Genomic DNA, 12641 nt, shown 5'->3' on the forward strand with positions numbered 1-12641 from the left:
TCGTAGCTCGTAGCTCGTAGCTTTTTTTAATTTCTTGGTTCGAAATCGCTAGCTAGTAAATGTACCAAAATAGCGTTTTGTCCATGCATACGATTTTCAGCTTGTTGCATTAATAATGATGCATCACTGTCGATCAAACTGCCGCTGATTTCTAAATCTCTGTGGGCTGGTTGACAATGTAATACATATTCAGCACCGGTTTTTTCCATCAACGCTTCGTTAATTTCATAACCAGCGAAAGTGTCTTTGATATCGGCTAATGGCGTCTCGTCACCCATCGATAGCCAAGTGTCTGTATACAGAACTTGTGAACCATTTGCTGCATTGATGTCAGTGCTAACGGTTAGCTTTCCGCCAAACTGTTGGGCACGCGCTTGGGTTAGCTTTATGATATTTTCGTCAACTTCGTAACCTTCTGGAGTGATGACAACCACTTCACAGCCCAGTGCAACGCCGACTAACATAAGTGAATGGGTTACGTTATTACCGTCACCGATGTAAGCTAGTTTAACTTTACTTAAGTCGCCGTAGTTTTCGCTGATAGTGAGGTAATCAGCTACCGCTTGGCAGGGGTGATACATATCACACAAAGCATTGATGACGGGTACTTTAGATGACTCAGCTAATTGTTCTAAGGTTTGATGTGAAAAAACACGAGATACAATTGCATCTGCCCAACAGGCCAAGTTTGCGCCCATATCTTTGACATCTTCTCTGCCAGCCAATTTATTTGATTGGGTGTCTAGGTACACCATATGGCCGCCTAACTTATTGATACCAATGTCAAAACTCACACGGGTACGCAATGAAGGTTTTTCAAATAAGGCAACAATTGACATGCCATCTAAAGCCCTGCGATAACCTGCAGGATTGTTTTTGATGGTTTTAGCCAAAGCTAATAAACTGTGTAATTGGTCTGCATTCCAATCTTTAAATGAAAGAAGATCTTGTTTCATAATCAAGCCTTGTAACTAGATGTATTTATTGGGGGGGCGATTTTGCTGCCTATTGTTTGTTGTTGCAATAAGCCGAGCAAATTTTTTGCATCTTTCCAACTGGCAATAGTGACGCTGCGGCCTAAGCTATTCGCCGCTTTTAATGCGGCATGTACTTTGACTAGCATGCCGTCACGGATTACGTTTTGTGTGATGAGCGTTTCGATTTGCTCAGTGTCTAAGTTTTGAATAAGGTTTTTGTTGGCATCTAACACGCCAGGCACATCGGACAATAACAGTAACTCTGCATCTAATAACTGGGCAATAACCGTGGCAGCTTGATCAGCATTCACATTGAGTAAATTGCCCTGGCTATCTGCACCGATGGAACTGATGATAGGCAGCATATGTGTGGCGGCCAATGCCTTCAATAAGGTTGCATCACCAGGCTCTACTGAACCCACAGCTCCCAACTCTTCACGCATAACGGTTGCAATACACATTTTTCCATCTAACAAACTCAAGCCAACTGGGCTAAGACCTGCTCGAATGGCCAATCCACATAGTTGTTTATTAGCGGTACCTGCAAGTGCACCCGTGATGAACGGCATGTGCTCTTTAGGGGTCACCCGTAAACCATCAATTTTTTGGCTGCTAAGGTTAAGCGCACTCAGTAACTCTTCTACCATAGCGCCGCCGCCATGTACTAAGACTACAATAAAGTTTCTCTGTAACTCACTAATGGTGGTTAGCAATGCTAAAGCGGCATCTTCAGCCTGCATAAACGCGCCGCCGACCTTGATGACTAAAATATTTCTATGACTCATTGTTAATTTACCAATCCCCTGTGAGACTCAAAACCAAAACGCAAATTAGCACATTGCATCGCTTGCGATGCCGCACCTTTCAATAAGTTATCAATGGCACTGGTGATAACAAGGTAGCCAGTTTTGCTATCTAATTTCCAGAAAAGGTCACAGAAAGGTGTGCCGACTACATCGTCAATTTTAGGCCAGCTATTTCTGAGCCTTACAATAGGATTGCCTTGGTATGCTTGCTGATAGGCGTCGCTAATCTGTTGCTCAGTAACACCGGCTGCCGTTTTTACCGTGATCGTTGCTAATATACCGCGCTTAAAATTGCCTAAATGGGGTGTGAAAATGACATCAGTGCCTAAATAGTCAGAAATTTCAGGCTGATGTCTATGTCCCAATACCCCGTATGCCTGCAAGCTGACTTCAGTAAAACTGCTATTCAACGCTGCTTTTCTTCCTGCCCCAGAGACCCCAGATACTGCGTTGATAATAGGAAAATGTGCAGAATCAATTAGGGCATTTTGTTGTAAAGGCTTAAGCGCAGTTAAAGAGGCTGTGGGGTAACAACCCGGTACTGCGACTAAATTTGCATTTTTAATTTGTTCTTGATGCCAATCAGCCAAACCATATACTGCCTCGGCTAATAATTTATCAGCCTGATGTTCGAAGCCATAAAACGCTGCAAATTTGTGTTTGTCTTTTATTCTAAATGCACCTGATAAGTCCATGATCACTGCTTTTTTGCCACTTTCTTTACCACATAGCTCCTGCATCCATTTATGGCTTGCTTCATGGGGTGTGGCTAAAAATATTAGGTCAAAGCTGTCTGCTAAGACAGATAAATTGCCTTCATCGATAGGCTGCAGTGGTAAATCAATGATGTTAAAAAATTGCGGGTGAAGTTCGCCCAAAGATTTACATGCATCAGCACTATTAGTGGAAACATACAAAGCGGCTAATTCAAATTGGGTATGGCGATGAACGAGTGCGGCCAATTCAGCGCCAGTATATCCACTGGCTCCAATAATACAGGTTTTGATCATGGGGAATTTCTCTAAAGGCTCTATATGAGTCGTGTATTAAATATTGAAGGCGAAAAATAAAAAAAGCACTCTTTGCAAAAAGTACATAGTTTAAAGCAAAGAGTGAGCTATACGCTAACGATTCGACTATCGTCGATACAGCATGCTGGCGAAGCTAGGCAGGGATATCAACTGGGAAATTAAATGGGAAATTAAATAGTACATATTCGTTATCTAACCAAAACAAGTTACAGTAATAAACAATGACATTGAAACGACTAATTTATTTATCGTTTCTGATTAGGCTATAGCATGCCATGTGTTATATATTTATGCAATAAAAGTGAATAATTATTTAATTGGGTGGTTATGCCAAATTTATCTTTCTTAGAACGCTACGAAATTATCATTAAAAGCCCGTCTATTAGTGCCTTTGATGAAAAAATTGATCAATCAAATAGGCCCCTAATTGACATATTGGCAGGGTGGTTTAGTGAGCTGGGATTTTCCATAACTATTCAACAAGTCCCTGGTACTCGCAACAAGTTTAATCTGTTAGCTAAAATGGGCAGCGGTGAGGGGGGATTGTTGCTTTGTGGTCACTCAGACACAGTGCCTTTTGATGAGGGACGTTGGCAATCCGATCCCTTTAAAGTCAAACAAGCGGATGGCAAGCTGTTTGGTTTAGGTAGTTGTGATATGAAGGGGTTTTTTGCCTTTATTCTTGAAGCATTAAAAACGACTCCACTTAATAAGTTGAATAAACCTTTGTACATATTGGCCACGGCAGATGAAGAAACATCCATGGCTGGCGCACGATTTTTTGCTGAGCAACAAATGATTAAGCCAAGTATGGCGATTATTGGTGAGCCGACTGAACTTGTACCCATCTATAAACACAAAGGGCATATTGCCCAAAGTTTAAATATTCAGGGTAAAGCGGGGCACTCGAGCGACCCTGATAAAGGTGTCAACGCCATTGAAATCATGTATCAGGCGATTGGTCAGTTGATGGATTTGCAAAGCAGACTCAAAACTCAGTTCCATGATGAAGCTTTCAGTGTGCCCCATGTCACCATGAATTTAGGTCACGTTCATGGCGGCGATGCTGAAAATCGCATTTGTGGGCATTGTAAGCTTAACTTTGATTTTCGTGCTGTACCTGAATTAAGCGATGAGCAAGCTCTTGCCATGATTGATGAAGCGTTGGCTCCAGTATTCGCAAAATACCCCAACCGTTTAAGTTTGGATTTGATGTATCCCACAGCGCCCGCTTTTGCATGTCGTGATGAACAAAATATTTTGGCGCTAGCTGAACAACTCACCGGTAAAAAATACCAAAGTGCCAACTATGCCACCGAAGCGCCATTTATCAATCAACTAGGCTGCGATACGATTGTTTTGGGCCCAGGTAGTATTGACCAAGCCCATCAACCTGATGAATTTATTTCTCTGGATTACGTTAATCCCACTGTGAATATTTTGCAGCAAATGATCAACAAGGTGTGTTTTTGATACTCCCAACTATTTCAACTCAATATGGTTTACACCTAGCAGCTATTTTTCTTAGTTTTTCATTCAATACTGCTATCGCCCAACCTTTGCCAGATTTGCCGGAGCCCGTGAGTAATAACGCCGTGGCACTTGTAAAAACTGAAGGCGGCGAGTATTTATTGAGTTTTATGGGCTTAGGATCAGGAAAAACGTATCTGGATGTGCACAACAAAGTGTGGTCCCTTAAGTTGTCTGATGTTGCCTCGAAACAAATCAGTTGGCAGGCAAAATCCCCTGTGCCTTCGTCGCTAACTTTAAAAGGTCGTCTGGCCAGTATCGCTGTCGGTATCAAGAGTAAAGCTTACATATTTGGTGGTTATACGGTCGATAAAAGCCATAACGAAATTTCTAGTCCAGACAGTTATGCTTATGATGTATTAAACGACAGTTATAAAAAATTAGCACCTATGCCAGTGCCTGTGGATGATGCTGTAGCTTTGGTTTATCAACAAAGGTACATCTATTTGATCAGTGGTTGGCATAACGACGGTAACGTCAATTTGGTGCAAGTTTACGACATACAAACTAATAGTTGGCATCAGGCTTCGCCATTTTTGGGTGCATCTGTGTTTGGTCACGCTGGTGGCATAGTCGATAACAATATGTTGATTTGTGATGGGGTCAAGGTTCAAGCTCAAGTATCGAAAAGACGCACTTTTATTGCAGAGGCTGCCTGTTATTCAGGTACTATCAGCGATAAAAAACCGTTCAAAATAGACTGGCGTAAAGTCTCTCACCCTACAGGTACTGCAAGATATAGAATGGCTGTTGCAAGTGACTCTACATCTAACCGTATTTGGTTTTTTGGTGGCACTGACAATCCCTATAACTACAACGGTATTGGTTACGATGGCAAACCATCAGAGCCAAGTAACCAGTTGTGGGAATTTGAATGGCATAGTCAAACATGGAAAATTAAAACACTACCTGTGGCCTCAATGGATCACCGTGGCGCCATAATATTGCCAATTTCAGTGGCTGAAGGGCAAAATAAAGAGGCACAAATAGTGGTGATTGGTGGTCTGGGCCCTAAACAAAAAAGCTTAGGCCAGGTATCCTCTTTTTCACCTACCATCTTACCCATTAACCATCGTCAATAGGGTTCCAATTATAATGCAAAAAACCATCGCACTGGTTGCTCATGACCATAAAAAGCCTGATTTAGTTAAATGGTCTTTGGCGCACAAAGCTGAATTAAGTAAACATAAGCTCGTCGCAACAGGGACTACTGGCGGTATATTGAAGAAAGAATTGAATTTGAATGTGCATTGTTTTAATAGTGGTCCCTTAGGTGGTGATCAACAAATAGGTGCTTTGATTGCTGAACGCAAATTAGATTGTTTGATATTCTTTTGGGATCCCTTGAACCCTGCACCTCATGATCCCGATGTAAAAGCGTTGCTACGATTATGCTCAGTTTGGAATTTACCCGTCGCTTGTAATGTCGCGACAGCGGATATGTTAATTACGTCACCTTTGTTTTTTGAAACAGATTACCAGCGAGATATTCCTGACTTATAATTACATTGTGATGATGGTGAAAGTTCGATTTAAGTGCCTTTTTAAGGATGTTGACACCTTTATTCGCCAGTAAATAAAGCATATGAAAATTGACGTTTCACTTTTCTATTTATGGTTTGAATACCATAAGTTAAGCACTAAGTTTGAGTGAATGGCTGATATTACATAGACCAAAAAATCTCAAAAAAAGCGCCTAATTTTATGGTTCTTTAAAGTGATATGATGTTTTTAGTTTACTCTACCTGTCTGATGGTTAATAAGTGATTCAACGCTGAAATGATGAAGGTAGTGCTATGCACGGGTGATTGCTGGTAAAAGAGCTCCCAAGCATGGCTTTTGTGTTCGTCGTAGTGTTGTTGCCGTTCAGGGAATTCTTTGACATATGCAAGGTTCACTGCATGACCAATGGTCACGTCAATGACTATCGCTTCTTCCACTATTAAACTTGGATTTTGTTCAAAGAAGCTAGCTAACGCAGTGAGTGTTTCAATAGTCAGTTGACGATATTCTGCTGCATGAATGTTGTTAAACATGTGTTCAATTAATAACGCAAAAGCTTTCTCTCCCTCAGTCATATCACTTAAAACTAAGTCACTACTAATACGGTTGCGTTTATCCATTTTGTTGCCAATAACCAGGCCGCTGGTATGTTTCAAAACACTCCAAATTTTTGCTAAAAATTCTGTTGAACGCCGGTCGAGTACACCTTGGTGCTGACGCCAAACCAGCCAACCATCAACTGGAGTTTCGAGCTGCTCCAAGCCCAAATTTTGCTGCCAATTTAGTTGTTCAGTATTGCCTTGAGCATGTAATGTTTCGAGCTTTTGTGGAAGTTCAGCTAAAGTTTGATAATTTTCTAGCACCGCTTCTAAGCGTGATTGAATTTCTGATGGTGGCAAGTTCATCAATATTTCATAGGCCTCATCAGTCGTGGTATTTTGTGATCTGGTAATTTGACTCGTTAGCAAAATGATCAAAAGACTTGCACGCAAAGTTAATAGCTCGCTAAATAACTCTGGCCTAGCTTTGATTAACAGACCCAAGTACAGCAACACCTCTTGGGTTAAAATTTGATCGCGCACATCTTCGCGGCAATATTGCACAATTCGCTGCATCAACTCCTCGTCACTGATTGGGCGAGTGATCAACGACTCATCATGATATGAACGACCTACCTGAATAAACTTTTGTGCGACTAATAAGTCACCCACTGCTAGGCCAATGTCTCCATCAATTTTGCCTTGTAATCCAGACGCTTGTCGCAACACTGACCAAAGTCTCAGCCTACCTGCTTGGGTATATACTTCTTCAATCAAGTCGAGCAAGCTGCGCTGCTGATTGTGGATGTGGATTTTAGTGTCCATAGATTCAAGCTCGACTAGTTTAGTCAGTAGCGCTATTTGTTCGTAAAGATTGGTCGCTTGTCCTAATCTAGATTCTAATATGCCAGTCTCTTTTTGTAATGCGATTTCAAGTTCTTCACTTGGTGATAATTGTTCATGCTCACCTGCTAAGGTTAATACGCAAGATTGAGACAATAGAATAGCTAAGGGTTGGTCAGGTAAAATTAAGTCTTTTAGGTGCTCCACATGCTCAACCGCTGCCGTATTTAATAACTGCGCCATTATATCGTGGCGCACAGGTATACCGTCTACTTCACCGCTGGCAATCTGTTTCATCAATGCATAAAAGGTACTACGATCCGTGTCCAGCAAATTGTGAGTCAGCAACACTGTAACCGAAGGGCGACCTAATTCAGTCCAATGCCGGTGAAGATAACTCAGCTCTGACTTAAAGCGGCGCACTAAAAATTCGATGTCATAACTGAGGAAAAAATCTTTTTGGATAAAAGAAGGTGTCAGGCATATGGCGCGTTTTTTGCCCATCATATAAACACGGCTGGTGGTTAGACTTTTCAATTTTCTAGGAATACGCCCGGTAAGACCTAGTTCATCACATTTACCAATTTGTGCATGTATGCTGGCAATATCCTCGGGTCGATACACTTGCACGGGCGAAATATCTTGAATAGTTTGTGTCGGCACGCCAAAGGTTTCCAACTCTTGTTGTAACACTTCATCCTCAGCCAAAAACATAAGCTGGACCACAGGCTTTTTAGGTATTTTGTGATGCCTACGCCCGAGAGGATCTAAATCACCTGGACGTAATAGCCCATCTTCGAGTAAACAACCTAGCAAATATAAACTTTGGGCCCACACCAGAGGCACGTTGTCATTCGGAATACGCACTTGAGAGCCAGGCTCAAGGCGTTCTTTTTCAACACAGTCTTCGGCGACAAAATACAATTCAGGTAGCAGTTTTTGACCATTTTGTTCTACTAACACTGCATCAAGACGAGCTCGGTAATGACTTATCTGTTGTGTATCATCGCGAAAAATCGCATCCAAATATAAATACGTATAAAACAGTGGCCATTCTGACTCAATATGCTCAAACTGTTTCAGCTCCTGCTCTTCGTAATGCAGGCGGCCCTCATCTTCGAGAGCGGTTTGATGTCCGTCACGCAAAAAACGTTTAAGCCCATAGTTACCCTCTAACTTAGCAATGATGTCGTTACGCACTTTATTGGCAAGTATTGGGTCGTCGACAGCAAAAGCCGGATAGCCCACTATGCTAAGTAGGGCTGCATCTGTTTCTTTAGTATTGGACTCACGGGGTAACATTGAAGTTAACGTAATATTAGACTGTGCAATGTTATCTGGAATGACATGAATAACGCTCGATCGTGACCCTTTAGCGCCGAAAAGATTAAAACCAGATAGTGCCTCAAGTGCGGCCTTGGCCATACCTAACGAGCTGGCATTAAGTTCGACATTGCCGCTATTACTTTTAGCACCTCGCTCCCACATACCAAAATCGGGTGTGCGGTAGGCACGTTCAATGTAATACACTAAATTTTGTATAAAACTGACTTCTTCATCGGTCCAGATAATTTCCAAACCTGAGGCAATCATTTGCGTAAGAGTCAGTAGAAATACAGACGTTGCATCAACCTGTAAATGACCCCATTCACCATCACCTACAACGTTATCACCTGTTGCAGTATCGTATTTGGCATGTAAAGCGTCTATGGGTTGGCGAGTTCGTTTGAATTTCTCTACTTTTGCCGATTGCGCCATCATCGAACGTAATAATGCACGCATCAATTTTACGGTACGTTGCTGTAATTCAAAGCCTCGCCCACCATCATCATCTAAGTTACGGTAGGCCAGTGCTAGTCCCCACACGGCCAAAATACTGTAAACGTTGTCTCGTACCCAAGCATCTTGGTAATTGCCATGCACTGTGACAGCCGTGCTGGCAGGAAGTAACCCAGATATGGGGTGTTGTTTGTTCAAAATGACCGATTTTATTTGGCCATAATATTGGTCAAGACGAGTGCGTAGTTCGATGTCTTGCATAAAGATCCCTTGTTGCCTGATTGAGTCAAAAATACAAAACTTATTATTTAAAATAAGGCATTTATAAATATGCGCAGAGCATAAAACAAATTTACATTCAGTGCTAAATGAATCTATTTATTTTCAAGTCGTCATGTTGTGTTAATAGCCTGTTAATAGAGGGACTGAGGTTATTTAGAGTTAAACAAAAACGGCACCTCTTTGGTGCCGTTTTTAGATTTGTACTGGTAGAAAGTTAAACTGACTTTTGGTTTTGGTGCTCTTTACCTTTCTTTCTATGTTTTCTTTTTTTACTGCACATTTCTTCACCTGCATCGGCTTGTTGCTCTGGAGTAAGCTGATTCCAAATGTCATGTTTGGTTTTCGCTTTTAATACCGCCATTGCCAGAAAATTAGTTTGGTATTCATTGCTAAGGGCTTGCCAAACATCAGACTTAAAGTCAGTTCTATGAATTAATAACCGCTCTGCTTGCTTGTAGGTTTTTAACTTTATCTCAATTTCTTTAGCACTTGCTTTGCTTACATCTTTAATAACTTCGATGGCAGTAAGTTGCGCTTCAGTTAGATCTAAACGTTTTAGCTTGTAGTCATTACGTTTACCCTTTCTTTTACCTTCTTTACGTTTTTCATCCCGCTCAGCCTTGCGTGTTTCTAACTGCCCAGCAAATTCAGTTTGCTGGGTTTCAGTTAACATATTCCATACTAGGTTTTTGTTGGTAGCCCGTTGTAACGCTTTTTCTTGGTGTAAAGCCTGGCGTTGAGTAATGGCACTCTCTATTGCTGTTTGATCCCATTCAGTAGATTGCACAAGGTTACGTAGCTGTGTTCTTAGGGACTTAGCATCGGTGTTAAATAGGCCTCTGTCTTCCCGGGTTTGTTTTAAAATTTGTCTAATATCTTGCTTTTGTGAATCCGTTAGAGATAACTCAGACAAAATTTGGCGCATGCCATCATGTTTTTGATGATGCCCTTTTTGAGCTGTAGCAGGTGCAGCGACGGCAAGGGAAAGACAAAGCGCGATGGGTGTAAGTGTTGTTTTAAATAATGTCTTAAATGTTGTCATTTTTTTTATCCTCTTGTTGAACTGTCAACAAGTCTAGCCAAAGTAATGCAAAGAAACGCAAAGGGAGTGTAAAGCTTGTGTAAATGTATCGTGTTGCACAATATGCTGTGAGTTATAGTGTGGCTAGCCTAAGAATACCCAAGGAAACATATGTCGGCTAAAAAACTATTATTGATTGATGATGACTTAGAACTGACAGAATTGCTTAAAGAATATCTTACCCCGCAGGGATACGAATTAGATGTAGCTCACGATGGCGAAGCGGGTTTGAGTTTAGCGACGTCACACAAACACTACGACCTAATCTTATTGGACGTGATGTTGCCTAAACTTGACGGATTTGAAGTTTTAAAAAAGTTACGTACTAGTCATCTCACCCCCGTTTTGATGTTGACTGCTAAGGGGGATGACTATGACAAAATTTTTGGTCTAGAAATGGGGGCCGATGATTATTTAGCGAAGCCCTTTAACCATAGGGAGCTGTCAGCAAGAATAAAGGCCTTAGTGCGCAGAATGGCGTTGCTTCCTAGTAGTAGTGTGCAGCAGAATTTGAAGTTAGGTAATGTAGAGCTCTCCCCCCCAGCACAACAAGTGTTTTGTGCTAACAATCTGGTTGAACTGACGGCCACTGAATATTCTATTTTGCACCTGTTGATGATTAACCATGGGAGTTTGGTTAGTAAGCAGAATATTAGTGAAAAAGTATTAGGTAAAAAGCTAGCCGCTTTTGATCGCAGCATAGATATGCACGTGAGTAATCTTCGTAAAAAATTAGCGGCCTTCAGCCCAGAGGAAAAAATCAAGACCCATCGTGGTGCTGGTTATCTTTATTTGGTATCGACATGAAAAGATTGGGTCGGTTTAATCCAGCTCAGAGTTTATTCTTTAGAGTGTTTTTATGGTTTTGGTTGGCCGCTTTATTGATTTTTTTTAGTTCAGTCTGGCTTGCAAAGCAACTTGGCTCTGAAGCCAGATATCAGCCATTGAATCCGCAGCAGCAAAGAGATTTAGTGACCATGACTGACAAATTGCAAAATCAAATTGATCAGCGTGATGGTAATGTCGTGCTTAAAAGGTTGCTTGATCACGTGAGTAAACGTAACCGTTTTGGTTTGATTTTGATTGATCTCTCCACACGAGAGACTGTGCATAATGTCAATAGGCACAGGCCACTCAAAGACGAAGTGTTTGATGATTTTAATCAGCAAAGTGCGCCGCTGATGTTAGAAGTAGAAGGTATCAACTTTATTGGACCCGGTATGATAAAAACCAATCAATCTGAATATATGTTGTTTTTGGTTAAACCGAGGGCAGGGGGAAATCTAGGTGTTATACGGCATGAATACCCAGGCATTTTTATACTCTTTATGATTTCCCTTAGTTTGGGTCTGTGTTACTTATTTGTACGGGGATTACTTAACCCTATTGCGCAACTCAGGCATGCCTCTAAACGCATGGCAAAAGGCGAGATGGGGGTGCGTGTAGGCAATGCTAGTAAGCGCTTAGATGAAATTGGTCAACTTGGCCGTGACTTCAATTTTATGTCTGAACAAGTTGAGAGTTTGCTAAATAGCCAGAAAAGATTACTGGCCGATATCTCACATGAGTTACGTTCACCCCTTACGCGTTTGCAATTATCTATTGGTATTGCATTGCAACAGAATGAGTCTGATATGTCAGTCAATATGCTGGCAGCCTTGGAAAGGATCGAAAAAGAGTCGCAACAAATTGAAAATATGATAGCTCAAGTATTGCTGTTATCTAGATTGGATAATAAGCAGCCTATCCAAAATTTACAGTCTGTTAGTCTTGAGCAAATTATGACTCCTATTATTGACGATGCTCAATTCGAGGCTGAGCAAAAAAATAAAGAATTGTTTTATCAGGCACAGGAAAATATTAGTTTGTATGCAGAACCCCAATTATTAAGTAGCGCGATTGAAAATATCCTACGCAATGCGATTTATTATTCTAATCATCTCATTCAAGTTTCTGTGTCGGTGCAAGATACACATATAGAGTGGATCATTGAAGATGATGGTAATGGTATTGAAGAAAGTCAGTTAGATAGAATATTTGAAGCCTTTTACCGAGAATCTACCGCTCGAGACAGAAATAGTGGAGGAGTAGGGTTAGGCTTAGCTATTGCCCATCATGCTGTAGCTAAACACCAAGGTTTTATTCAGGCAAGCAACAAACCCCAAGGTGGATTACATGTCAAAATATCCATACCTTTTATAAGGGCTTAAATAATGTTTAAGCATTTGTAATTAAAGATAAAATTATACTTTCAATATTTATGATCTTTA

General features: G+C 41.1%; 10 protein-coding genes. 5 read left to right on the plus strand and 5 right to left on the minus strand.

What is annotated here, in order from left to right:
* Positions 1 to 26 precede the first annotated feature (26 nt).
* Genes CXF95_RS12315 through argC form a run of 3 tightly spaced genes read right to left on the minus strand, consistent with a single transcriptional unit; the run spans position 27 to position 2793 of the window.
* On the minus strand, positions 27 to 956 hold the full coding sequence (locus CXF95_RS12315; RefSeq protein WP_101198981.1) for an ornithine carbamoyltransferase: 930 nt from the start codon (positions 954 to 956) through the stop codon (positions 27 to 29).
* Between the two features lie 2 nt (positions 957 to 958).
* Positions 959 to 1762 (minus strand): acetylglutamate kinase, encoded by an 804-nt coding sequence (gene argB, locus CXF95_RS12320; RefSeq protein ID WP_101198982.1) that lies wholly within the window; start codon positions 1760 to 1762, stop codon positions 959 to 961.
* 2 nt (positions 1763 to 1764) lie between these two features.
* A complete protein-coding gene (argC, locus tag CXF95_RS12325) occupies positions 1765 to 2793 on the minus strand; it encodes an N-acetyl-gamma-glutamyl-phosphate reductase (RefSeq protein WP_101198983.1) in 1029 nt (342 codons plus the stop codon).
* Between the two features lie 348 nt (positions 2794 to 3141).
* Between argC and argE the strand changes: the two genes are divergently transcribed.
* The 3 genes from argE to CXF95_RS12340 are packed head-to-tail and all read left to right on the plus strand — an operon-like array spanning position 3142 to position 5847.
* Positions 3142 to 4287, plus strand: a complete 1146-nt coding sequence (gene argE, locus CXF95_RS12330; protein ID WP_101198984.1) for an acetylornithine deacetylase — start codon at positions 3142 to 3144, stop codon at positions 4285 to 4287.
* Positions 4284 to 5426, plus strand: a complete 1143-nt coding sequence (locus CXF95_RS12335) for a galactose oxidase (protein WP_101198985.1) — start codon at positions 4284 to 4286, stop codon at positions 5424 to 5426. The genes argE and CXF95_RS12335 overlap by 4 nt, the downstream gene beginning before the upstream one ends.
* 13 nt (positions 5427 to 5439) lie before the next feature.
* Positions 5440 to 5847, plus strand: a complete 408-nt coding sequence (locus tag CXF95_RS12340) for a methylglyoxal synthase (protein WP_101198986.1) — start codon at positions 5440 to 5442, stop codon at positions 5845 to 5847.
* 233 nt (positions 5848 to 6080) lie between these two features.
* Here CXF95_RS12340 and CXF95_RS12345 read toward each other — a convergent pair whose 3' ends face one another.
* Both CXF95_RS12345 and CXF95_RS12350 read right to left on the minus strand, forming a co-directional pair.
* Positions 6081 to 9269: a glycoside hydrolase family 15 protein gene (locus CXF95_RS12345; protein WP_101198987.1), complete on the minus strand. Its 3189-nt coding sequence runs from the start codon at positions 9267 to 9269 to the stop codon at positions 6081 to 6083.
* Positions 9270 to 9504: 235 nt separating this feature from the next.
* Positions 9505 to 10332: a Spy/CpxP family protein refolding chaperone gene (locus CXF95_RS12350; protein ID WP_101198988.1), complete on the minus strand. Its 828-nt coding sequence runs from the start codon at positions 10330 to 10332 to the stop codon at positions 9505 to 9507.
* A gap of 150 nt (positions 10333 to 10482) precedes the next feature.
* Between CXF95_RS12350 and CXF95_RS12355 the strand changes: the two genes are divergently transcribed.
* Positions 10483 to 11178, plus strand: coding sequence for a response regulator transcription factor (locus tag CXF95_RS12355; RefSeq protein ID WP_101198989.1), 696 nt, complete (start codon positions 10483 to 10485; stop codon positions 11176 to 11178).
* Entirely contained in the window at positions 11175 to 12581 is a 1407-nt protein-coding gene (locus CXF95_RS12360) for an ATP-binding protein (RefSeq protein WP_101198990.1), read from the plus strand. The genes CXF95_RS12355 and CXF95_RS12360 overlap by 4 nt, the downstream gene beginning before the upstream one ends.
* The last annotated feature ends 60 nt before the right edge of the window (positions 12582 to 12641 follow it).

The organism is Paraglaciecola sp. MB-3u-78, assembly GCF_002835935.1.
Lineage (GTDB): Bacteria > Pseudomonadota > Gammaproteobacteria > Enterobacterales > Alteromonadaceae > Paraglaciecola.